We start from the raw sequence: 24,287 nt of genomic DNA, 5'->3' as shown, positions 1-24,287 counted from the left end.
TGACGGGGCCGTCGGGGGGGCTGGGAAGGAAGGAAGTCACCGGGGTGGTTAAAAACCCCTAGAGGGCCTTGTCGGTGCCTTGGGGGGGCCCTGCTCGGCTAGGCGCCGGGGCCGGCCCCACCAGGGCGGGCGCGCTCAGCCGGCCGGCAGAGCGGGCCGGCCCGGCACCCACAGCGGCACCCGGCCGTCGCGCGGCATGGAACGCGCCGCGTCCTGTTCCAGCCACCCGCCGACCCGTTCCGGATCGCCCTCGCACAGCTCCACCAGCGCGGCCGCGGCGATCCGGGTGCAGCACAGCACCAGCGCCAGGGTGTCCTGGCGGCGGTGCCGCTCCCGTACGTACGCCTCGCCGCGCTCCTCGATCCGGCGGGCGTGGCACGGCCCGTCCTCGGCGGTCAGCGCCTGGACGCCGTGCCACACCAGGGTCAGCGCACAGGGCTCGGCCGGGTGCGAGGCGCCCTCGCGCTGCGCCTGTTCACGAGCCTCCGCCGAGCGCTGCCCCAGCCATTCCAGCGCCGCCGGCCCGTCCTCCCGGCAGGAGCGCAGCACCAGCTCCGCGGCCCGGGCCACCAGGGCCCGCAGGAGCGCCGGCGCGGGCACCCGCAGTCCGGACGCGGGTCCGTCGCCGAACGCCAGCCAGGCATCGGCGAACGAGGCCGCCCGCAGTCCGCCCATCCAGGCCGGTTCCCCGGCCTCCGTACTCAGCCAGTCCTGTGCCCCCAGCCGCACCAGCCCCACGGCCGTCAGGCGCGCCGCGTCCCCGTCCAGCTCCCGCAGCCATCCACTCCGCACCAGTACACACCCCCGTCAGCGGTTCATCCCCGTGAGGCCTCATCCCACCACACCAGGACGGGAACGAACTAGACAGGGGCACGTCACAATCTGGAAGCGAGTCCTCCGGGTAGTCCTCCGGCGGAGCCGGCCGGGAGCCGGCCGGGGCGGGGCCGGGGCGACCGGCCGGGGCGCCGTGGTGCGGCCGTGGCGCGTTTGGCCCCCCGGGGTGTGGGCGTCGGCTGAGTTGGGCAGGGGCACGTCAGGACCCGGGCGGCTGTGCGGACGCCCGGTGCGTCGGGGCGGGCCGGTTGCGGCCTGCCATCACTGTGGTGCGAGCCCGTCGATCGGGGCGAGGGCGTCCTCGACCGATCCCGCCGGCTCGATCACCGGACAGAGGACCCCGCGGACAGTGCGGGTGGCGTCCAGTACGAGGGCGAGCCGCCTTGAGCCGGTCGACGCCCGCCGCCCGGAAGGTCGGCAGGCGCGGCGCGGCGGTCACCGTCCAGGTGGCGCCGGGTGCCACGGGGTCGGTCGACTCGCCTGTGGCGGCGGGGAGTTCCGGCTCGGGCAGCCGGTGGTCGGTCCGGCCGTGCACGCGGCGGGCCGCTTCTCCAGCACCCCGGCGGCGACCGGCGCCTTGAGGCGGTCGGTGAGGACGCGGCGGCTGACGCCCGGTCCGCTGCAGTGGACAGGTTGCGACAGAAGGGGTGGGCCCGATGGTGGATGTGACGACGCGGACAGCGGTCGCGGCGGACCGGGGAGCGGAGCACGAGGCGCGACGCCGGACTTCGGCAGGAGTGTTCTGGCGCTACTGGACGGGATCGCTGGTCAGCCGGCTCGGGGACCAGGTGACCAGTGTCGCCCTGCCGTTGATCGCCGTGCTCACCCTGCACGCGACGGCCTGGCAGGTCGGCCTGATCACCGGCGCCGGGTACCTGGCGTGGCTGCTGGTCGGACTGCCGGCCGGCGTCCTGGTCCACCGGCTCCCGCTGCGCGGCACCCAGGTGGTGACGGACCTGGTGCGCGGGCTGGCCGTGGCCTCGGTTCCGGTGGCGGCCGCGCTGGGCGGCCTCGGCCTGCCGCACCTGGTGGCGGTCGCGCTGCTGGTCGGGCTGGCGAGCGTGGTCTTCGACGTCGGCAACTCCACCTTCCTGCCCTCCATCGTCCCCAGGGAGGAGCTGACCGCCCGCAACAGCCTGCTCTCCGGCAGCAGCGCCGCGACCGAGCTGGCCGGCCCCTCGCTCGGCGGGGTGCTGGTCCAACTCGTCGGCGGCGCGGCCGCGATGGTGCTGGACGCGGTCAGCTACCTGGTCTCGGCGGCCCTGCTGCGCAGCCTGCCGCGCGCGGAACGGTCCGCCGTCGCCCGCCCGGCCGGCGCGGGGATGCGGGAACAGATCCGCGAGGGCTGGCACTTCGTCACCCGGCACCCGGTGATCGGGCCGTGCGCCGCCGATGCCACCGCGGTCAACTTCGTCGCCGGCGGGCTGATGACACTCACCCCGGTGTTCCTGGTCGACACCCTCGGCGCGCCGGCCGCCGCCGTCGGCGCCCTGATGGCCACCGGCGGCCTGGGCAGCCTGATCGGCGCCGCCCTCACACCCCGGGTGGTCTCCCGGATCGGCAGCGGCGGCGCCCTGCGGAGGTCGGCGCTGACCGCCGCGCTCTTCACCTTCCTGCTCCCGGCGGCCGGCTCCGGCTGGGCGGCGCTGGTGTTCGCCGTCGGCAACGCGGGCTTCTCGGCGGGAGTGGTGGTCACCAGCATCGTCACCCGCACCCACCGGCAGACCCACACCCCGCCGGAGCTGCTGCCCAGGGTGATGGCCACCGTCCGGTTCGTCTCCTGGGGCGCCATCCCGGTCGGCGCGGTGCTGGCCGGGGCCGCCTCCACGGCCTGGGGCCCGCGCACGGCGCTGCTCCTGCTGGCGGTGTGCAGCCTGGCCGGCCCGGCGATCCTGCTGGCCGGTTCGATCCGCCGGGTGCGCGACCTCGCCTGAGCGGGGAAGCCGAGGGGCGGCGGCGGGCGACCGGCCTCTCCCTGGCCGCGTACGACTGTCGGACGGGTGGACGAGAATGGCAGCATGTCGCCGGTACCGTCCACACCCGCCGTCTCCGCCCGCATGAGCCGACAGGCATCGCGGGACACCGCCCAGGAGCTGGCCGTCCGCCGTCTGCTCCATGCCGGCGGGTACCGCTACCGTGTCCAGCGGCCGGTGCCGGGCATGCCTCGCCGTACGGTGGACATCCTCTTCCCGGGGCCGAAGGTGGCGGTCTTCCTCGACGGCTGTTTCTGGCACGGGTGCCCGCAGCACGCCACGCACCCCAGGAGCAACGCCGAATGGTGGCGGACCAAGCTGGGCCGCAACATCGAGCGCGACACCGAGACGACGGAGCACCTGCGGGACGAGGGCTGGACGGTGCTCCGCTTCTGGGAGCACGAGAAGCCCGAGGAGGTCGCGCTGCGGGTCGCCGAGACGGTGGACCACGAACGGAAGCGCCCCGCCCGGGCCGCCCCGTCCAGGCGGGGGGTCTGACGGGTCGGAAGCGGCCGGATAGCCTGGGGCGCCATGATGCGTGTGTGGATGTTGCCGCTGCTGCTGGTGCTCGGCGGTGCGGCCGTCGCGAGCGGCCCGGCCCTCGAAGGGAACGGCGGGGTGGCCGTCCTGTTCCTGGTGCCGTTCGTCGGGCTCGCGGCCGTGAACTCGCCGCTGGTCTTCCCGAAGTCGCTCGGCGCGGCCGAGGCGCAGCGCCGCAGCGCGGCCGACGGCCGGCCGGTGGTGTACTGGCGGCCGGGCTGCAAGTACTGCCTGCGGCTGCGTTTTCGGCTCGGCCGGTCGGCCCGGCGGCTGCACTGGGTCGACATCTGGAGCGACCCGGAGGCGGCGGCGGTCGTACGGGCGGCCAACGACGGCAACGAGACCGTGCCGACCGTCGTCGTGGACGGCCGGCCGCACACCAACCCGGACCCCGCGTGGGTGCGCGGCCGGCTGTCCGCCACCTGAGCGGCGGGCGCGCCGCCGCACCCCGTCGACGCGGAGGGCGGTGCCACCGATCCGCTCGGTGGCACCGCCCTGGTCGGTGTCAGCCGACGGCGACTCCGTCGGCGCCCAGGCCGGCCGTGTTGCCGACGGCCTTCAGCGCATCCGCGGAGGAGGCGGCGCGGCACGCCATCTCCACGGCGTGGAAGCCGACTTCGGGTCCGACCCGGTCGGCGGGGCCGCCGGGTGCGTCGCGGAAGACGGCGACCTCGCCCGGGAGCAGCTCCGAGCGGAGCAGGCTCGCCAGGCCGGCCCGGCCGCTCAGGCTCAGCTTGCGGTAGATGCGCGTCAGGTGCTGTTCCACCGTGCTGACGGTGATCCAGAGCTTGTCGCTGATCTCCCGGTTGCTGTCGCCCTCGGCCGCCAGTTTCGCCACCCGGAGCTCGGCCCGGCTGAGGCCGGTGAGCAGCGAGCCCACCGCCCCACCCGGGGTGGTCGCCGGGGGCGGTCCCAGCGGGAGCGCCGGCTCGTCGTCCTCGCGCGGGCCGTCCTCGGCCGGGCGGCGGTCGCCGCAGTCCCCGAGCCCGGTGTCGGTGAGCGGGTCCGCGCGTGGTTCCTCGTCGGGCCCGAACCCGTCGCCGACGGACCGCCCGTGTTCCACGGCCGGGGCGAATCCGGCCCGGATCCGCTGGGTCCCCGCCTCCGTCCGGGCCGGTTCGAGCCGGTCGCCGGGCGTCCGCAGGCGGTCGACGGCCTCCTGCAGCAGGGCGGGCTTCTCCCGGCCCCCGTCGTGGTCGGCCAGGATCCGGAGCAGGGCGCCGCGGGTGCGGTCGTCCAGGGACGGTTCCCGCAGCTGACTTGCCGCCAGGTCCCGGGCGGCGACCGGGTCACCGGCCTGGAAGGTGGCCTCGACCAGGCTGGCGGTCAGCGGGATCAGGGCGGGGATGTCCAGTTGCCAGACCCTGAGCCGACGGGCGCAGGTCCGGAGGTCGTCGAGCGCCTCCGTGGTCCGCCCGGCCGCCAGGGCGAGCCGGCCGCGGGCGTGCAGGTAGCGGATGCCCATCACGGTCTCGAACATGGCGCTCGGGACCTCCCGGCCGGCCTCCTTGGCGGCGTCGTCCGTCCGGCCCAGCGCGAGGTGGGCCTGGATGAGCACCGACAGCGGGTAGCCGATCGACACCCCCCAGTTCTCCTCGCCCGCCAACGACAGGGCGTCCGAGGCGAGTTCGGCGGCGGTCTCGGGGTCCCCGTCGCGCAGGCACACGTCGGCCCGGGCCGCCTTGAGCTGGGCCAGCCAGGTGGTCGCACCCCGACGGGTGGCGTGGCCGATCAGCTCGTCGCACCAGAGCAGGGCCCGGCCGGGCTGGTCCCCGTCGGCGAGGGCGAGGATCGCCGTGGTGATCGCTTCCAGTGGCATCCCGTCCACCCGGCAGGAGGACAGGACGCGTTCGGCGAGCGAGGCGCTCTCCGCGTCGCCGCCCCGGGCCCAGACCCGGGAGAAGACCCCGATCGCCTCCGCGGCCGCGGGCAGGCAGGCGCCCCCGCTCCCGGTGCCGCAGAGCTCGTCGAGGTTCCAGGACCGGGTGAAGGACGGGCCGAAGAACCAGTGGAAGACGTGCAGGAGTTCGACGCCGTCCTCGTGCCCGAGGGTGAGGTGCGAGCGCTTCGCCTCCGCGAGGACGGTGGAGACGGTGGTGAGGTCTCCCCGCCACAGCAGCGCCCGGATCAGCGCGACGACGTCCTTGCCGGTGAGCTTGCCCTCCACCAGGGCCTCGCGCAGCGCGCTGGTGTGCGGGGCGACCGCGCTGGGGTTGGTCTGCCAGGTGGAGTGGACGTAGGTGCGCAGGGTGGCCAGGTGCTGGTCGTCGTTGGCCGCGGCCAGCGCCAGGTTGAGGTAGAGGTGTGCGGTCGAGGTCTTCCCCTCGGCCAGCTCCTGCTCCGCGGCGTCGGTGAGGATCGGTACGGTCCAGTCGCCGTCGGCCTCGCCCGCGGCGACGATCTGGGCGGCGATGACCGTGGTGGCCATGCCCAGGTCGCGCCGGAGCTTCGTCGCCCGGGTGTACAGCGTGGTCTGCTCGGTGCGCGAGAGCGAGGCGAGCACGGCGGCCGCGACGTTCGGGTGACGGAACTCGTCGCCGGCGGTCAGGCCGGCGTTGGTGAGGATCTCCAACGCGTGCCCGACGCACCGCTGGTCGAGGTCGAGCAGCCGGCCGAGCAGCGCCGGGGAGGCGTGCTCGCGCAGGACGGCCATGCCGCTGGCGACCGCGAGGATCTGCGGTTCCCAGCGGTAGAGGCAGGCCAGGACGGCCATTTCGAAGGACCGGCCGACGCGCGGCAGGTCGTCGGGCCGGGACCGGTCGTGGGTGGCGTCGAGGTGGTTGTCCTCGATCAGGGCGTGGACCAGGATCGGGTTGCCCCCGCTCAGCCGGTGGACGGCCGGGGCGAGTCGCGGCGCGATCGAGTGGTCCGGGGTCCGTTCCAGGATGGTGCGGACGGTGTCCTCGGACATCGGCTTGAGCTGGACCCTGCTGTGCGGCGCGCGGGTCACCTCGGCGCGGAACAGCGGCAGTGTGGGCTGCGGCCGGTCCCACTCGTTGAGCACCATGAGCATGCGCTGGGGGCGCATGCGGCGCTGGAGGTAGAGCAGCGCCTGGAGCGAGGCGGTGTCCGCGAAGTGCACGTCGTCGATGCCGACCACCACGGACCGGCCCTCGCAGGCGCCCAGGAGGACGTTGCAGAGCCGACGGATGGTCTCGTTCTCGACGGCCTGCGGCCGTTCGAAACGGTGGTCGGGTTCCAGGTGGTCGCCGAACGCCTCCGCGACCAGGGCGGATATTTCCGCGGCGAGTTCGTTCGGCAGTTCGGCGCAGCGCAGCAGCTGCTCGATGACCCCCATGGGGAGATCCCGTTCCGCCCGCGAACCGGTCGCCTGGAGGACCAGTGCTCCTTCTTTTGCCGCCAGCGCCGAGAAATCGTGCAGAAGTTGGGTCTTACCACTTCCCAGGGTTCCGCTGACGAGGACCACCCGACCGTTCCCGCAGGACAGTCCCTCGAACAGGTCCAGTAAATACTCCAACGCTTCATGCTGTTCGGCTCGAATCAGCAAGAATGCCTCCGAGTTGTTGTGTAAAAGCCTTGCATCCACCGCAACGGAAAGGCTGACTCCCCCGTTTTGCCTTGAGCCTCCATGACGTTGCGTGATCACTCAGATGCACGGTGTACACAGCGCGAGGGGAACGCCGGCGGGACCGAGTGCCCGGGTTTGCATCTACTTTCACCCTAGGCGAACTTCAACGGCGAACGCTAGGGACTCCGTTCAGCGCAACACCGGTGACTTAAGCATCGTGCGTGTAGCGTGGTTTCAGGAGGTGTCGGATGTCGCGACCAGGGCAGTTCGGCCCGGAACCGGGCGGGGGACTGCCCGACCGCATCGCGGTCGGGCTGCTGACCGGGTCGTTCCCGCCGGAGCTGGTGGAGCGGGTGGTGGCCCGGTGCGGGCGGGAGGGGCAGCGGAACCGCCTGCTGACGCCGAAGGTGACGGTCTACCTGGTCCTGGCGATGTGTCTGTTCCCGGGCCACGGCTACCAGGAGGTCGCCCGCAAGCTCGTCCGGGGACTGGCCTGGGCGGGGCGCTGCACGGCGCCGGGGCAGGTGCCCAGTACGGCGGCGATCTCGCGGGCCCGGGTGAAGCTGGGGGCGGAGCCGTTCAGGGAGTTGTTCGCCGAGGTCGTCCGGTCGGCGGCGGTCGAGGAGGCCGGGCGGGCCGGGCAGGCCGGGCGGGCCGGGCAGGTCGGGCGGGCCGGGCAGGTCGGGCAGGTGGGGGGTGTCCGGTACCGGGGGCGGCGCCTGGTCGCCGTCGAGGGCGCGGCGATCGAGGTGCCGGACAGTGCCGAGAACGTGGCGTACTTCGGACCGCCGGAGCCCGGGGGCGGGTACCCGCGGGTGCGGCTGGCGGCCCTGGTCGAGTGCGGCACCGGCGCGGTCGCCGCGGCGGCCACCGGCCCGTCGGCGGCCGCCGTGCCGAACCTGGCCCGGGGCCTCTTCGACCGCCTCGGCGGCGGGGACCTGCTGCTCGCCGACCAGGGCGGGTTCGACGCTCCGGCGGTGTGGCGGGACGCCTCGGCCGGCGGGGCGGACCTGCTGTGGCGGGTCGGTCCGGACGCGGTGCTGCCGGTGCGTCAGCTGCTGGGCGACGGCTCGTTCCTGTCCGGGTTCGCCGCCGACGGGGGCGGTCGCGGCGGTGGCGGGTCGGGCCGGTCGACGGGGTCGGCGGGGGCGCCGGTGGTGCGGGTGGTCGAGGACCCCTCGGCGGGGGAGCCGGGCCGGCTGCTCACCACGATCCTCGACCCGGGGCGGGCCCCCGCCGCGGAGCTGGCCGCGCTGCACGGCGCGTGGAGGTCGGGGGCGAGGGCCCTGCGGGACCTGGCGGCCGATCAGCTGGAGGCCGTGCGGGTGCTGCGCTCGCGCTCGCCCGAGGGGGTCGAGCAGGAGGTCTGGGGGCACCTGCTGGTCCATCACGCCCTGCGCCGGCTGCGGGTCTCCGGCCCGGATCGTTAAGTCACCGGTGCGGTGAAACTGAATCAGCCGTTCCACTTCTCCGTGATGGCCGAAACGTGACGGCGCATTCCGGATCGGTGCGCATATCCGATGGGACGGAGGGCCCGGGGGCTTTTCGGTGGTGCCGGAACGGATCGGAGGCGTTCGTTCCGCACACGTTCTGCCTGCCAGGCCCGCAGGTCCCACCGCCGGCCCCGGGGATTCCCCGGCCGGGCGCCGGCGGCGGTTCCACCGGTGGAATCAGCGCGTCCGGTTCGATCGGTTCCGCCGGCCGGCACCCCTAAAGTTGGCCGGGCACCGCCCCCTAACCTCCCCCCCGGTCCGACGAGGCGCCCTTGCCCCGACGGCGCCGCCGACATAGGGCGTGCCCCGGCGCGACCCGACCGCCCGCGCGGCCGCCGCGCTCCAGCGGCCCGGGAAGGTGCCGGGCGCCGGCGGGCATCCCCTACCAGGGCGGCCGCAGGACCACGCGCGCGTGCGCCCGCGCCGTGCGGCTAGGGGTTGTCGGGCCGGGCCGGGCCGGTCACGGTAGGAGCCGTTGAGGTCCCGACAGGACAGCGGGCGACCGGAGCCGGCCACGAACCCTCGTGCGCTCCCGCCCGCGGATCAAGGTGAGACGCGCGGTCCCGCAGGTCCGCGGGCGGTGCCTCACCGGTGTCGCGGTCCCACCACGCCGACCGCCGGAGGGATTCCAGTCACCATGGCAGCTATCGACGATCTGTGGGTGCGCCGCTACCACCCCGCGCCCGAGGCCCGGCACCGGCTGATCTGCCTGCCGTACGCGGGCGGGTCCGCGAGCTACTTCTTCCCGGTGTCCCGCGCGCTGTCGCCGCAGGTCGACGTCCTCGCGGTGCAGTACCCCGGCCGTCAGGACCGGCGCCAGGAGCCCTGCGTGGAATCCGTGCAGGAACTGGCCGACCTGCTGGTCGACGTCGTCAAGCCGTGGGCCGACCGCCCGCTGTCGCTGTTCGGCCACAGCATGGGCGCCTCCGTGGCGTTCGAGCTGGCGCTGCGGCTGGAGGACCTCGGCATCGTGCCGCACACGGTGTGGGCCTCCGGGCGGCGCGCCCCCGGCGCCCACCGCGACGAGCGGTTCCACCAGCTCGACGACCAGGGCCTGCTCACCGAGATCAAGCGGCTGGACGGCACCGACAACAACCTCCTCGACGACGAGGAGATGGTGCGGATGGTCCTCCCGGTGCTGCGCAGCGACTACCGCGCCGCCGAGACCTACCGCCCCACCCCCGGTGCCGCGCTCACCGCGCCGGTCCTCGCCCTGGTCGGCGACGACGACCCGAAGGTCACCGTGGACGAGGCCCGGAAGTGGGCCGAGCACACCTCGGGCCCGTTCGAGCTCGAAGTCTTCCGCGGCGGCCACTTCTACCTCAACGCCCACGCCAACACCGTCGTCGACCGGATCCGCACCAGGCTCGGCTGACCGCTCCGCCGTTCCTCCGCGTCATCCGTCCACGCGAAGTTCCGCCGCGTCATTCATCCACGCGAATCGACCGTGTTGAAGGGCAGCCGGTTTCGAACCGGTTCTAGAGCTGCTCTGCGAGCCGGTCCTCGGAAATCCCGGAAAACTGCCCAGAGGAGTCGTTCGTGTCCAAGTCGCTCTACGAACTCGGTGAGATTCCGCCGCTCGGCCTCGTGCCCGAGCAGATGTACGCGACCGTCATCCGGCAGGACCGCTTCGGCGAGCCCCTCAAGGCGATGCAGACCGAGGTCGTCGACGTGCCGGAGCCCGGTTACGGCGAAGTGCTGGTGTACGTCATGGCCGCCGGAATCAACTACAACAACGTCTGGGCGTCGCTCGGCGAACCCATCGACGTCATCGCGATGAGACAGCGGCTGCTCGGCGAGAAGGAGGATTTCCACATCGGCGGCAGCGACGGTTCCGGAGTCGTCTGGGCCGTCGGCGAGGGCGTCAAGCAGTTCAAGGTCGGCGACGAGGTCATCCTTTCCGGAGCGACCTGGGACGAGACGGCGGAGGACGTCCGCACGGGCGTCGACCCGATCGCCTCGAAGTCGCTGCGGGCCTGGGGCTACGAGACGAACTACGGCTCCTTCGCCCAGTACACCGTGGTGCGCGAGCACCAGCTCCACCGCAAGCCGGCCAACCTGTCCTGGGAGGACGCCGGCGGCTACCTGGTCACCGGCGCCACCGCCTACCGGCAGCTGACCGGCTGGGCCCCGCACGACGTCCGCCCGGGCGACCCGGTGCTGATCTGGGGCGGCTCCGGCGGCGTCGGCTCGGCGGCCATCCAGATCGTGAAGCTGCTCGGCGGCATCCCGATCGCCGTGGTCTCCAACCCGGACCGGGTCCAGTTCTGCCTGGACCTCGGCGCCGCGGGCGTGATCGACCGCCGGGAGTTCACCCACTGGGGTCGGCTGCCGGACCTCGACGACGAGGCGGCCGGCCGGGCCTGGACGGCGGAGGCCCGCCGGTTCGGCGCGAAGATCTGGGAGATCCTCGGGGAGCGCCGCAACCCGAAGATCGTCGTCGAGCACCCCGGCGAGGACACCCTGCCGACCTCGCTGTTCGTCTGCGAGAACGGCGGCATGGTCGTGCTCTGCGGCGGCACCAGCGGCTACAACGGCGACCTCGACCTGCGCTACCTGTGGATGCGCAGCAAGCGCCTCCAGGGCTCGCACGCCTCGAACACCCGGGAGAACCGCGCGGTCATCGGGCTGATGGCGGACGGCCGGCTCGACCCGTGCATCACCTGGTGCGGCACCTTCGACCAGATCGGCGAGGCCCACCAGATGCTCTACGCGAACCAGCAGGGCGTCGGCAACCTGGCCGCCCTGGTGAACGCCGCGGCACCGGGGCAGACCTCGCTGCGGACCGGCTGAACGACGGGACGGGAGCCGCGCCGCCCCGGCGGCGCGGGTTTCCGGAGCGAATAACGGAGCGGGAACCGCGCGAATGCGGTTCCCGCTCCGACGGCGAACGGCCCGGAACGGCCCGTGCCATCTGATGTCCTTTTTTCTGGGGTCGGCTAGGGGTATCGCGCGGGGATTCTCTCCCTAGGATGCGAAACGCTGCGGTCTCACGGGTAATCGGTACCGGCTGCGGTCCACCGCCGGCCGGGAGTAGGGGTTGATCAGCGTGGGGGAAGAGCAAAAGTATCTCGAATACCTGAAGCGGGTGACGGCCGATCTCCGGCGCACACGTCGTCAGCTCCAGGTGGCGGAGATGCGCGAGCGCGAGCCCATCGCGATCGTCGCGATGGCCTGCCGTTACCCGGGCGGCGTGAGCTCGCCGGCCGACCTGTGGCGGCTGGTGACCCGCGGCGGTGACGCCATCACCGGTTTCCCCGAGGACCGCGGCTGGCCGGCCGGGTCCGGCTACGCCGACGAGGGCGGATTCGTCGACGGGGTCGCCGAGTTCGACGCCGCGCTGTTCGGCATCTCCCCGCGCGAGGCGCTGGCCATGGACCCGCAGCAGCGGCTGCTGCTGGAATCCGCCTGGGAGGTCGTGGAACGGGCCGGGATCGACCCGCGCTCGCTCTCCGGCAACCGGGTCGGCGTCTTCGTCGGCGCCTCCGCCTCCGGCTACGCCGAGGGCGCCCACTCCCTGCCCGAGGGCGCCGCCACCCACCTGGCCATCGGCAACGCGGCCAGCGTGGTGTCCGGCCGGGTCGCGTACGCGCTGGGCCTGGAGGGCCCGGCCGTCACCGTCGACACGGCCTGCTCCTCCTCCCTGGTCGCCCTGCACCTGGCCGTCCACGCGCTGCGCGCGGGCGACTGCGAGCTGGCGCTGGCCGGCGGCGTCACGGTGATGTCCTCGCCGAGCGTCTTCGCGGAGTTCAGCCGCCTCGACGGCCTGGCCGGCAACGGGCGCTGCAAGGCCTTCGCCGAGGGCGCCGACGGCACCGGCTGGGGCGAGGGCGTCGGCCTGCTGATGGTCGAACGGCTCTCCGACGCCCAGCGGCTGGGGCACCCGGTGCTCGCCGTGGTGCGCGGCAGCGCCGTCAACCAGGACGGTGCCTCCAACGGCCTCACGGCCCCCAACGGCCCGTCCCAGCAGCGGGTGATCCGTCAGGCGCTGGCCGGCGCGGGGCTCTCCCCGGCCGACGTGGACGCGGTCGAGGCGCACGGCACCGGCACCCGGCTCGGCGACCCGATCGAGGCCCAGGCCCTGCTCGCCACGTACGGGCGGGAGCGTGCCGAGGGCGGTCCGCTGTGGCTGGGCTCGGTCAAGTCCAACATCGGGCACACCCAGGCCGCGGCCGGCGTGGCCGGTGTGATCAAGATGGTGCAGGCGATCCACCACGGCCTGCTGCCGGCCACCCTGCACGTGGACGCGCCCACCCCGCACGTGGACTGGAGCGAGGGCGGCGTCGAGCTGCTCACCGAGGCCCGGTCGTGGCCGGAGACCGACCACCCCCGCCGGGCCGGCGTCTCCTCGTTCGGCATCAGCGGCACCAACGCGCACGTGATCATCGAGGCGGCGCCCGCGCCCGCCGAGCCGCAGGCCGAGGGCGAGGCCGGGCCGGACGCCGGCACCGAGCCGGCCGCCCAGGCCGCCCCGGCCCCTTCGGTGCCCGCCGCCGGCCGGCCGCCGCTGTGGCCGCTCTCCGGCAAGGGCGCGGCCGGGCTGCGCGCCCAGGCAAGCCGACTGCGCGCCCACCTCGCCGAGACCGAGGCGCCCGACCCCGTCGACCTCGCCTGGTCGCTCGCCACCACCCGCGCGGGCCTGGACCACCGCGCGGTGGTCCTCGGCGACCTCCTCCCGGGCCTGGACGCGCTCGCCGGGGGCGACCCGGCCGCGGCGGTGACCGGCGTGGTGGGCGAGGGCCGCTGCGCCTTCCTGTTCACCGGCCAGGGCTCGCAGCGCGCGGCGATGGGCCGCGGGCTGTACGAGGCCTTCCCCGCCTTCGCCGAGGCCTTCGACGCCGTCTGCGCCGAACTGGACCGCCACCTCGACGGATCGGTCAAGGACGCGGTCTTCACCGGCCGCGGCCTCGACCTGACGATGTGGACCCAGGCCGGCCTGTTCGCCGTCGAGGTCGCGGGCTTCCGGCTGCTCGAATCCTGGGGCGTGGCCCCCGACTTCCTGCTCGGCCACTCCGTCGGCGAACTCGCCGCGGCGCACTGCGCGGGCGTCCTCACGCTCGCGGACGCCTGCGCCGTGGTGGCCGCGCGCGGCCGGCTGATGCAGGCGCTGCCGTCCGGCGGCGCGATGCTCGCCGTCCGGGCCACCGAGGCCGAGGCCGTCGAGGCGATCGCCGGACGCGCCGACGTCGCGGCGGTCAACGGGCCGTCCTCGGTCGTGGTCTCCGGCACCGCGGAGGTGATCGACGAACTGGCCGCCCGCTGGGCGGCCGAGGGCCGCAGGACGAGCCGGCTGACGGTCTCGCACGCGTTCCACTCCGCCCTGATGGAGCCGATGCTCGCGGACTTCCGCGCGGTGCTGGAGACGGTCTCCTTCGCCCGCCCCCGGATCGCGATCGTCTCCAACCTGACCGGAGCCGTCGCCGCGCCCGACCTGCTCACCACCCCGGAGTACTGGGTGCGGCACGTGCGCGAGGCCGTCCGGTTCGCCGACGGCGCCGCCTGCCTGGCCGCCCGGGGCGTGACCCGCTTCGTCGAGCTCGGCCCGGACGGCGTGCTCTGCGGGATGGCCCAACAGGCCGGTTCCGAGGGCGTGTTCGCCCCGTTGCTGCGTCGCGACCGGGACGACGCCGAGTCGGCGCTGACCGCACTGGCCCGGATCTGGACGGCCGGCGTCGAGGTCGACTGGCGCACCGTGCTGCCCGAGGGCCGCCGGGTGGAGCTGCCGACGTACGCCTTCCAGCGCGAGCGCTACTGGCCGCAGAGCATGGCGGCGCCGGTCGGCCCGCCGCGCGAGGCCTCGGACCAGGACGTCCGGTTCTGGGCGGCGGTGGAGCGCGCGGACCTCACCGAGCTGGCCACCACCCTGAAGCTGGAGGAGGCCCCCGGCCTGCTGGACGAGGTGGTCCCCGCGCTGGCCGCCTGGCGGCGCTCGCAGCGGCAGGAGTCGACCGTCGACTCGTGGCGCTACCAGGTCACCTGGAAGCCGCTGACGGGCCTCGGCGACACCGCCCCGCTCACCGGCGACTGGCTGCTGTCCGCCGACCCCGAGGACGGGCGGGCGGAGGCCGTCGAGCAGGCCCTGCGGGCCGCCGGCGCCACCGTCCTGCGCTGCGCCCCCGGGGCGTGGCCGACGGCCGACCCGGCCGGCCTGGCCGGCGTGGTCGCGCTGCCGGCCGGCGCCGACCCGGCCGCCGAGGCGCTGGCGACCGTCCAGGGCCTCGGCGAGGCGGGCATCGACGCACCGCTGTGGCTGCTCACCTCCGGCGCCGTCTCGGTGGGCCGGTTCGACCCGCCGAGCGACCCGTCGGCGGCCCGGGTGTGGGGGCTCGGCCGCGTCGCCGCCCTGGAACTCCCGGACCGCTGGGGCGGGTTGATCGACCTTCCGGCCACCCTGGACGCCCGGGCCGGCGCCCGGCTCGCCGCGGTGCTGGCCGGCGCCACGGGCGAGGACCAGGTCGCCGTGCGCGGCTCCGCCGGCTACGGACGCCGGCTGACCCGCCCGGAGCCGGCCCGGACCGCCGAACGGCCGTGGACCCCCTCGGGCACGGTGCTGGTCACCGGCGGCACCGGCGCCCTGGGCGCGGCCGTCGCCCGCTGGCTGGCCGAACGCGGAGCGCCGCACCTGCTGCTGCTCGCCCGGCGCGGCGCCGCCGCACCGGGCGCCGAGGACCTGGTCGCCGAGCTGACCGCCACCGGCACCCGGGTGACCGTCGAGGCCTGCGACGTCGCGGACCGGGAGGCGTTGGCCGCGGTGCTCGCGCGGATCCCGGCCGACCTCCCGCTGACCGGCGTGGTGCACGCCGCCGGCGTCGCGGCGCACGGCCCGATCGAGGAACTGCGCCCCGCCGACCTGGCCGCCGTCGTCGACGGCAAGGCGGCCGGCGCCGCACACCTCGACGAACTCACCGACGGCCTGGACCTGTTCGTCACCTTCTCCTCGATCGCGGCGACCTGGGGCAGCGGCGGCCAGGCCGCCTACGCGGCCGGCAACGCCCACCTGGACGCGCTGGTCGACAACCGCCGCAGCCGCGGCCTGTCCGGCACCTCGATCGCCTGGGGCCCCTGGGCCGAGGCCGGGATGGCCGCCCGCGGCGAGGCGGCCGACTTCCTGCGCCGCCGCGGGCTGAACGCGCTCGACCCGGCCCTCGCCGTCCGCGCCCTGGCGCGGGCCGTGGACCACGGCGAGGGCTGCGTGACCGTCGCCGACGTCGACTGGGGGCTGTTCGCCCCGGCCTTCACCCTGGGCCGACCCAGCCCGCTGCTGGCCGACCTGCCCGAGGCGGCGCCGCCGGTCGAGGGGGAGGGCTCCGACTTCGAGCTGGGCACCGCGCTGCGGCAGCGGCTCACCGCCGGGCCCGCCGGTCAGCGCCACCAGGTGCTGGTGGACCTGGTCCGGGAGCGCGCGGCCGCCGTGCTGGGCCACCGCACCGCCGAGGCGGTCGACCCCGAGCAGGTCTTCCGCGACCTCGGCTTCGACTCGCTGACCGCCGTCGAACTGCGCAACCTGCTGAACGCGGAGACCGGCCTCCGGCTGCCCGCCACCCTGGTCTTCGACCACCCGACGCCGACCGCCCTGGCCGCGTACCTGCTCGGCGAACTGTTCGACGAGCCGGACGCGCCGGCGGCGCCCACCCGTGCCGCGGCCGCCGTCGCCGCCGACGACGACCCGGTCGTGATCGTCGGCATGAGCTGCCGCTACCCCGGCGGGGTGGAGTCCCCCGACGACCTGTGGCGGCTGGTGTCCGAGGGCGAGGACGGCGTCACCGGCTTCCCCGCCGACCGCGGCTGGGACCTCGCCGACGACGAGGGCTCGTACGCCCGGCAGGGCGGCTTCGTCGCCGGGGCGACCGGCTTCGACGCGGCGCTGTTCGGCATCTCCCCGCGCGAGGCGCTGGCCATGGACCCCCAGCAGCGGCTGCTGCTGGAGGCCGCCTGGGAGGTCCTCGAATCGGCGGGGCTGGACCCGCGCTCCGTCCAGGGCGCGCAGATCGGCGTGTTCGCCGGAGCGTCCAACTCCGGCTACGGCACCGGCGGCCTCGGGCTGGCGGGCGCCGAGGGGCACCTGCTGTCCGGCACCGCCAACAGCGTCATCTCCGGCCGGGTCGCGTACACCTTCGGCCTCGAAGGGCCCGCCGTCACCGTCGACACCGCCTGCTCCTCCTCGCTGGTCGCCCTGCACCTGGCCGTGCAGGCGGTGCAGCGCGGCGAGTGCGAGCAGGCCCTGGCCGGCGGCGTCACGGTGATGGTCTCCCCGGCGGCCTTCGGCGAGTTCGACCGCCAGGGCGGGCTCTCCTCGACCGGACGCTGCCGCTCCTACGCGGGCGCCGCCGACGGAACGGGCTGGGGCGAGGGCGTCGGCCTGCTGCTGGTCGAGCGGCTCTCCACCGCCCGGCGCGAGGGCCACCGCGTGCACGCGGTGATCCGGGGCAGCGCGGTCAACCAGGACGGCGCCTCCAACGGCCTCACCGCGCCCAACGGCCCCGCGCAGCAGCGGGTGATCCGGCAGGCGCTGGTCAACGCGGGCCTGTCCACCCGGGACGTCGACCTGGTCGAGGGCCACGGCACCGGCACGGTGCTGGGCGACCCGATCGAGGTCCAGGCGCTGCTGGCCACGTACGGTCAGGGACGGCCGGAGGACGGCCCGCTGCTGCTCGGCTCGATCAAGTCCAACATCGGCCACACCCAGGCCGCCGCGGGCGCGGCCGGCGTGATCAAGATGGTGCAGGCACTGCGCCACGGGATCATGCCCGCCACCCTGCACGTGGACGAGCCCAGCCCGCAGGTGGACTGGTCGCGCGGCGCGGTGGAACTGCTCACCGAGGCCCGGTCCTGGCCCGAGCTGGACCGGCCGCGCCGGGCCGCCGTCTCCTCCTTCGGCATCAGCGGCACCAACGCCCACGTCATCATCGAGCAGCCCCCGGCCGTCGAGGCCGAGCGGGCCCCGACCCCCGCGCTCGCGCTGCTGCCGCTCTCCGCCCACACCCGGGACGGCCTGCGGGCCCAGGCGCAGCGGCTGCGCACCTTCCTCGCCGACTCGGACGCCGACCCGCGCGACACCGGTCACGCGCTCGCCACCACCCGTGCCGCGCTGGAGCACCGCGCGGTGCTGGTCGGCGACGACCGGAAGGAACTCCTCGGCCGGCTGGCCGACTTCGACGGCACGACGGCCGCCACCGCGGTCCCCGGCGGCACCGCGTTCCTGTTCACCGGCCAGGGGGCCCAGCGGGCCGGCATGGCCGAGGAGCTGTACGCGCGCTTCCCGGTGTTCGCCGACGCCTTCGACGCGGTCTGCGCCGAACTGGACCCGGCGCTGGACCGGCCGGTCCGCGAGGTGGCGGCCGACGGCGTGGACCTGAACCTGACCGGCTACGCTCAGACCGCCCTGTTCGCGGTCGAGGTCGCCACCTTCCGGCTGCTCGAATCCTGGGGCGTGGTGCCGAACCTGCTGCTCGGGCACTCGATCGGCGAGGTCGCGGCGGCGCACTGCGCCGGGGTGTTCTCGCTGGCGGACGCCTGCCGGCTGGTCGCGGCCCGGGCCCGGCTGATGCAGGCGCTGCCGGGCGGCGGCGCGATGCTCGCGGTGCGGGCCGAGGAGGCGGAGGTCCGCGAGGTCCTGGCCGGCCGGGCCGACGTCGCCGCGGTCAACGGGCCCGCCGACCTGGTGGTCTCCGGCGACGCGGCGGTGATCGACGAACTCGCCGCCCGCTGGCGGGCCGAGGGGCGCCGGACCGCGCGGCTGGCGGTCTCGCACGCCTTCCACTCGGCGCTGATGGAGCCGATGCTCGCGGACTTCCGCGCGGTGCTGGAGACGATCGCCTTCGAGGCGCCGCGGATCGCGATCGTCTCCAACCTGACCGGCGCCCTCGCGGACGCCGACACCCTGGGCACGCCGGACTACTGGGTGCGCCACGTCCGGGAGACCGTCCGGTTCGCCGACGGCGTGGCCTGCCTGCGCGAGCACGGCGTCCGCAGGTTCATCGAGCTGGGGCCGGACGGCGTGCTCTGCGGCATGGCCCAACTGACCGTCACCGACGGGGTGTTCGTACCGATGCAGCGTCGGGACCGGACCGGCGCGGAGGCGGTCGCGGAGACCGTCGGCGCGCTGTGGACGGCCGGCGTCGCGCTGGACTGGCGGGCCGTGCTGGGCGGCGGCCGGCGGGTCGAGCTGCCGACGTACGCCTTCCAGCGCGAGCGGTACTGGCCCGAGCCGGGCCCCGTCCCCGCGCCCGCCAACGGCGCCGTGGACGCCCTGGACGCCCGGTTCTGGGACGCGGTCGAGCGCGCGGACCTGGGCGAGCTGGCGAGCACCCTCGCCGTCGATTCGGCGGGCGAGCTGGAGCCGCTGCTGCCCGTGCTGTCCTCCTGGCGCCGCCGTCGCCGGGCCGACGCCGTCGTCAACTCCTGGCGCTACCGCGTCACCTGGAAGCCGGTCACGGACGGGCTCGGCGCGGGCGCGCTCACCGGAACGTGGCTGGTCGTACTGCCGGACGGGGCTGACGGCGCGGGCGAGGCGGCCGGGCTGCCCGCGGCGCTGCGGGCCGCCGGGGCCGAGCTGGTCGAGCTCCGCTGCGACCCGGTGGCCGAGGGCCGGGCGGCGCTGGCCGGACGGCTCGCGGAACTGCCCGCCGAGTACGCGGGCGTGCTGTCGCTGACCGCGCTCGGCCCGGACGGGCTGACCGCCTCGGTGGTCCTGCTCCAGGCGCTCGGCGACGCCGCGATCGGCGCGCCGCTCTGGACCGTCACCAGCGGCGCGGTGTCGGTGGGCGGCTCCGACCCGCTGCGCGATCCGCTCCAGGCCCAGGTGTGGGGTGCCGGGCGGGTCGCCGCGCTGGAGCACCCGGACCGCTGGGGCGGGCTGGTCGACGTCCCCGCCGCCGTGGACGGCCGGGTCGCCGCCCGGCTGGCCTCGGTGCTCACCGGCGGCCAGGGCCTGGACCAGGTCGCCGTGCGCCCCGCCGGGGTCTACTCCCGCCGACTGGTCCGGGCGGCCGTCGAGGACGTCCCGGCCGAGCCGTGGACGCCCTCGGGCACGGTGCTGGTGACCGGTGGAACCGGGGCGCTGGGTGCGGAGGTGGCGCGCTGGCTGGCAGGTCGGGGCGTTCCCCATCTGGTGCTGACCAGTCGGCGCGGTTCGGCGGCCGAGGGCGTGGACGCGCTGGTGGCCGAGCTGGCCGGGCTGGGTGCCCGGGTGACGGTCGCCGCCTGCGACGCCGCCGACCGGGCGGCGCTGGCGGCGGTGCTCGACGCGATCCCGGCCGAGCTCCCGCTGACCGGCGTGGTGCACGCGGCCGGCGTCGCCGAGACCGCACCGCTGGACTGGACCGGCCCCGCCGACGTGCGCTCCTCCACCGGTGGCAAGGTCACCGGCGCGGCGCACCTGGACGAGCTCACCGCCGGGCTGGACCTGGAACTGTTCGTCACCTTCTCCTCCATCGCGGGCGTCTGGGGCAGCGGCGGGCAGGGGCTCTACGCCGCCGCCAACGCCTACCTGGACGCGCTGGTCCAGCAGCGGCGCTCGCGCGGCCTGGCGGGCCTCTCGGTGGCCTGGGGCCCCTGGGCCGAGGCCGGGATGGCGGTGCGCGGCGAGGCGGAGGACTTCCTGCGCAAGCGCGGACTGCCCGCCCTGGACCCGAAGCTGGCCGTCACCGCGCTCGCCGCGGCGGTGGACCGGCGGGAGACCTGCGTGGTGGTCGCGGACGTGGACTGGGAGCGGTTCGCCCCGGCGTTCACCTCCAGCCGCCCCAGCCCGCTGCTGGCCGACCTGCCCGAGGCCGCCCAGCGGCCGGCCGCGGAGGAGTCCGCCGCCGAGGGCGGCACCGCCCTGGTGCGCCGGCTCGCGGCGGCCCCGGTCCCGCAGCGGGGCCGGATCCTGCTGGACCTGGTGCGGGCGCGGGCCGCCACGGTGCTCGGACACGGCACCGCCGAGGCCGTCGGAGCGGACCGGGCCTTCCGGGACCTGGGCTTCACCTCGCTGACCGCGGTGGAACTGCGCAACGCCCTGGGCACCGAGACGGGCCTGGCACTGCCGGCCACCCTGGTCTTCGACCACCCGACCCCGAGCGAGCTGGCCGAGCACCTGGCCGGTGAACTGCTCGACGACCTGGACGGCCCGGACGGCCCGGACACCGCTCCGGAGGCGGTCCGGGTCGACGGCGGGGCCGCTCCCGGCACCGACGACCCGATCGTGATCGTCGGGATGAGCTGCCGCTACCCCGGCGGCATCGCCTCCCCGAACGAGCTGTGGGAGCTGGTCGCCACCGGCGCCGACGGCATCTCCGGCTTCCCCGTCGACCGCGGTTGGGCGTTCGCGGACGCCGAGGACTCGTACGCCCGGCAGGGCGGCTTCGTCGCCGGGGCGACCCGCTTCGATGCCGGGCTGTTCGGCATCTCGCCGCGCGAGGCGCTGGCGATGGACCCGCAGCAGCGGCTGCTGCTGGAAGCCGCCTGGGAGGCCTTCGAGTCCGCCGAGCTGGACCCGCGCTCGGTGCGCGGCCGGCAGATCGGTGTCTTCGTCGGAGCCTCCTCCTCCGGCTACGGCGGGGGCGGCGCGCACGGCTTCGAGGGAGCCGAGGGGCACCTGCTCTCCGGCACCGCCAACAGCGTGATCTCGGGCCGGGTCGCCTACTCCTTCGGCCTGGAGGGGCCGGCGGTGACGGTGGACACCGCCTGCTCGTCGTCCCTGGTGGCGCTCCACCTGGCGGCCCAGGCGGTGCAGCGCGGCGAGTGCGCGATGGCGCTCGCGGGCGGTGTCACGGTGATGGTCTCGCCGGCCACCTTCGGCGAGTTCGACCGCCAGGGCGGGCTCGCCTCGGACGGCCGCTGCAAGGCCTTCGCGGCCGCGGCGGACGGTACGGGCTGGGGCGAGGGCGTCGGCGTGCTGCTGGTCGAGCGGCTGTCGGACGCCCGGCGGCTCGGGCACCGGGTGCTGGCGCGGGTGCGCGGCAGCGCCGTCAACCAGGACGGCGCGTCCAACGGCCTCACCGCGCCCAACGGCCCCGCGCAGGAGCGGGTGATCCGCCAGGCCCTGGCCACCGCCGGACTGACCACCGCCGACGTGGACGTGGTCGAGGCGCACGGCACCGGTACCCGCCTCGGCGACCCGATCGAGGCACAGGCGCTGCTGGCCACCTACGGTCAGGGGCGGCCGGAGGGCAGCCCGCTGCTGCTGGGCTCGATCAAGTCCAACATCGGGCACACCCAGGCCGCCGCCGGCGTCGCCGGGATCATCAAGATGGTCATGGCGATGCGTCACGGCGTCCTCCCGGCCACGCTGCACGTGGACGAGCCCACCCCGCACGTCGACTGGTCGGCGGGCGCGGTGGAACTGCTGACGCGGGCCCGGCCGTGGCCGGAGGACGGTCGGCCGCGCCGTGCGGGCGTGTCCTCCTTCGGCATCAGCGGCACCAACGCCCACGTCATCATCGAGGCCGTGCCGAGCCCCGCCCCGGCCGAGCGGACGGCGGCGGCGCCGCCGGTGGTCCCCTGGCTGCTGTCGGGCAGGACCGAACCCGCCCTGCGGGCCCAGGCCGAGCGGCTCGCGGCCTTCCTCGGCTCCGGCGACGGGGCCGACGGGCGGCCGCAGCCGGACCCGGCCGACCTCGGCCACGCCCTGCTCGGCCGGGCCGCGCTCGCCCACCGCGCGGTGGTGCTCGGAGCGGACGCGGCGGACCTCGCCGAGGGGCTCGACACCGTGACGACGGGCACCCCGTCGGCGCACGTGGTCGCCGGTGCGACGGTCGAAGGCCAGACGGCGTTCCTGTTCACCGGTCAGGGTGCGCAGCGGGTCGGCATGGGCCGGGGGCTGTACGAGGCGTTCCCCGCCTTCGCGGAGGCCTTCGACGCGGTCTGCGCGGAGCTGGACCTGCTGCTGGACCGGCCGGTCGGGGACGTGGTGTTCGACGGTGTCGAGGATCTGGACCGGACGGTGTGGGCGCAGGCCGGGCTGTTCGCGGTCGAGGTCGCCTCCTTCCGGTTGCTCGAATCCTGGGGCGTGACACCCGACTTCCTGCTCGGGCACTCGATCGGCGAGATCGCCGCGGCGCACTGCGCCGACGTTTTCTCGCTGGCCGACGCGTGCGCCCTGGTGGCGGCACGTGGCCGGCTGATGGACGCGCTGCCGAGCGGCGGCGCGATGCTGGCGGTCGAGGCCGCCGAGGCCGAGGTTCGTGACGCGATCGGCGGCCGCCTGGACGTCGCGGCCGTCAACGGCCCGACCTCGGTGGTGGTTTCCGGTTCGGTCGAGGCGGTGGAGGAGTTCGCCGCCCGGTGGAAGGCCGAGGGGCGCCGGATTCGCCGGCTGACCGTCTCGCACGCCTTCCACTCGGCGCTGATGGAGCCGATGCTCGCCGAATTCGCTTCCGTGCTGGCCGGGTTGACCTTCGCCGAGCCGCGCGTTCCGATCGTGTCGAACCTGACCGGCGGGATCGCCGGGCCCGGTCTCCTCACCACCCCCGACTACTGGGTGCGCCAGGTCCGTGAGGCGGTCCGCTTCGCCGATGGCGTCGCCCACCTCGACGGGCAGGGCGTCACCCGCTTCGTGGAGCTGGGCCCGGACGGGGTGCTCTGCGGAGCCGCCCAACAGTCCGCGCCCGACGGGGTGTTCGCCCCCGTCGCCCGCCGCGACCGGGAGGACGTGGACACCGCGCTGCGCGCGCTGGCCCGGCTCTGGACGGCCGGCGCGGACGTCGACTGGCGGGCCGTGCTGCCGGCCGGCCGACGGCTCGAACTGCCGACGTACGCCTTCCAGCGCGAGCGCTACTGGCCGGAGGCGATCCCGCCGGTCGGCGACCCGGGCACGGTCGGCCTGGAGCCGGTCGGCCACCCGCTGCTCAGCGCTGCGGTTCAACTGGCCGGTGACAACGGCCTGCTGCTGACCGGACGGCTGTCGGTGGCCACGCACCCGTGGCTGGCCGACCACGTCATCCTGGACCGGGTGGTGGTGCCCGGCGCCGCGCTGGTCGAGATGGTCTGGGCGGCCGGCCGCCGGGCCGGCTCCCCGGCGATCCGGGAGCTGGTCCTGCGCACGCCCCTGGTGCTGCCCGAGCACGCCGGGGTGCAGATCCAGGTGAGCGTGAGCGCCGCCGGCGAGACCGGTGAGCGCACCGTCGAGGTCTACTCGCGGCCCGAGGGCACCGGCGACGCCGTCTGGATCAGCCACGCGGCCGGACTCCTGGCCGACGAGGCCGCCGCTGCCGACGCCGGACCGGACCTCACCGCCTGGCCGCCGGCCGGTGCCACGGCGCTGCCGCTGGAGGGTTTCTACGAGGCTCTGGCCGAGGTCGGGTACGGCTACGGTCCGGTGTTCCGGGGTCTGGGTGCGGCCTGGCGGGTGGGTGGGACCGTCTACGCGGAGGTCGCGCTGCCCGAGGCGGCGGCGGGTGAGGCGGGCGGTTTCGGTCTGCACCCGGCGCTGCTGGACGCGGCACTGCACGCGGTCGGGCTCTCCCCGGCCGCCCAGGCCGGGGGCACCCGGCTGCCGTTCGCCTGGACGAGTGCCCGCCTGGACGCGGTGGGTGCCTCGGTGCTCCGGGTGCGGGTCGAGGGTACGGCGGACGGCGTGTCGCTGCTCCTCGCCGACGGCGTGGGCGAGCCCGTCGCGACCGTCGCATCGCTCGCCATGCGGGAGGTTTCGGCGGAGGCGCTTCGGCCGGTCGGTGAGGGTGGGCCGGAGGCGTTGTTCGCGGTGGACTGGGTTCCGGTTCCGGTTCCGGTTCCGGTGCCGGTGCCGGTTCCGGCGGGTCCGGAGGGTGCGGGTTCGTCGGAGTGGGTGGCGATCGGTGAGGTCGCCGGTGTGCGGGGGTTCGTCGATGTGGCGGGCCTGGTGGGGGAGTTGGAGGCCGGTGGGTTGGCGGTGCCGCCGGTGGTGGTGCTGCCGGTGCCGGTCGAGGGCGATGTGTATGCGTTGACGGCCCGGGTGCT

At 75.3% G+C, this 24,287-nt stretch carries 9 protein-coding genes; 7 read left to right on the top strand and 2 right to left on the bottom strand.

Going from position 1 to position 24,287, the window contains the following annotated elements; all coding sequences use genetic code 11:
- Positions 1-135 precede the first annotated feature (135 nt).
- Positions 136-792, bottom strand: a complete 657-nt coding sequence (locus ACFVGO_RS00045; protein ID WP_359898527.1) for a hypothetical protein — start codon at positions 790-792, stop codon at positions 136-138.
- Positions 793-1,490: 698 nt separating this feature from the next.
- Here ACFVGO_RS00045 and ACFVGO_RS00040 point away from each other — a divergent pair.
- The 3 genes from ACFVGO_RS00040 to ACFVGO_RS00030 all read left to right on the top strand — a co-directional run bounded on the left by ACFVGO_RS00040 (position 1,491) and on the right by ACFVGO_RS00030 (position 3,773).
- The gene (locus ACFVGO_RS00040) at positions 1,491-2,768 is read left to right on the top strand and encodes an MFS transporter (protein WP_380354768.1); all 1,278 of its coding nucleotides are present in this window, start codon (positions 1,491-1,493) and stop codon (positions 2,766-2,768) included.
- Positions 2,769-2,852: 84 nt separating this feature from the next.
- Positions 2,853-3,305: a very short patch repair endonuclease gene (locus ACFVGO_RS00035; RefSeq protein ID WP_380354766.1), complete on the top strand. Its 453-nt coding sequence runs from the start codon at positions 2,853-2,855 to the stop codon at positions 3,303-3,305.
- Between the two features lie 33 nt (positions 3,306-3,338).
- Positions 3,339-3,773: a glutaredoxin domain-containing protein gene (locus ACFVGO_RS00030; protein ID WP_380354763.1), complete on the top strand. Its 435-nt coding sequence runs from the start codon at positions 3,339-3,341 to the stop codon at positions 3,771-3,773.
- Positions 3,774-3,852: 79 nt separating this feature from the next.
- Here the strand turns inward: ACFVGO_RS00030 and ACFVGO_RS00025 are convergent, their stop codons facing one another.
- Positions 3,853-6,894, bottom strand: coding sequence for an AAA family ATPase (locus tag ACFVGO_RS00025; RefSeq protein WP_380354795.1), 3,042 nt, complete (start codon positions 6,892-6,894; stop codon positions 3,853-3,855).
- Between the two features lie 230 nt (positions 6,895-7,124).
- Between ACFVGO_RS00025 and ACFVGO_RS00020 the strand changes: the two genes are divergently transcribed.
- The 4 genes from ACFVGO_RS00020 to ACFVGO_RS00005 all read left to right on the top strand — a co-directional run.
- The gene (locus tag ACFVGO_RS00020; RefSeq protein WP_380630406.1) at positions 7,125-8,306 is read left to right on the top strand and encodes a transposase domain-containing protein; all 1,182 of its coding nucleotides are present in this window, start codon (positions 7,125-7,127) and stop codon (positions 8,304-8,306) included.
- Positions 8,307-9,006: 700 nt separating this feature from the next.
- Positions 9,007-9,744: an alpha/beta fold hydrolase gene (locus ACFVGO_RS00015; protein ID WP_359898533.1), complete on the top strand. Its 738-nt coding sequence runs from the start codon at positions 9,007-9,009 to the stop codon at positions 9,742-9,744.
- A 164-nt stretch (positions 9,745-9,908) separates the two neighbouring features.
- Positions 9,909-11,162 carry a crotonyl-CoA carboxylase/reductase gene (ccrA, locus tag ACFVGO_RS00010; RefSeq protein ID WP_359898534.1) on the top strand — a complete coding sequence of 418 codons (1,254 nt, stop codon included), beginning with the start codon at positions 9,909-9,911 and terminating at the stop codon, positions 11,160-11,162.
- A 250-nt stretch (positions 11,163-11,412) separates the two neighbouring features.
- Positions 11,413-24,287: type I polyketide synthase (locus ACFVGO_RS00005; RefSeq protein WP_380630405.1), on the top strand; the 12,875-nt coding region annotated here is incomplete at its 3' end.

The sequence above is a fragment of the Kitasatospora sp. NPDC057738 genome (assembly GCF_042798815.1).
Lineage (GTDB): Bacteria > Actinomycetota > Actinomycetes > Streptomycetales > Streptomycetaceae > Kitasatospora > Kitasatospora lactacystinica.
This window is presented reverse-complemented; position numbering and strand designations above follow the sequence as displayed.

What these genes read in the sequence shown, in the direction of transcription:
- ACFVGO_RS00040 (WP_380354768.1), top strand. Translation starts at nt 1,491, where the DNA reads ATGGTGGATGTGACGACGCGGACAGCGGTCGCGGCGGACCGGGGAGCG.
- ACFVGO_RS00035 (WP_380354766.1), top strand. Translation starts at nt 2,853, where the DNA reads ATGTCGCCGGTACCGTCCACACCCGCCGTCTCCGCCCGCATGAGCCGA.
- ACFVGO_RS00030 (WP_380354763.1), top strand. Translation starts at nt 3,339, where the DNA reads ATGATGCGTGTGTGGATGTTGCCGCTGCTGCTGGTGCTCGGCGGTGCG.
- ACFVGO_RS00020 (WP_380630406.1), top strand. Translation starts at nt 7,125, where the DNA reads ATGTCGCGACCAGGGCAGTTCGGCCCGGAACCGGGCGGGGGACTGCCC.
- ACFVGO_RS00015 (WP_359898533.1), top strand. Translation starts at nt 9,007, where the DNA reads ATGGCAGCTATCGACGATCTGTGGGTGCGCCGCTACCACCCCGCGCCC.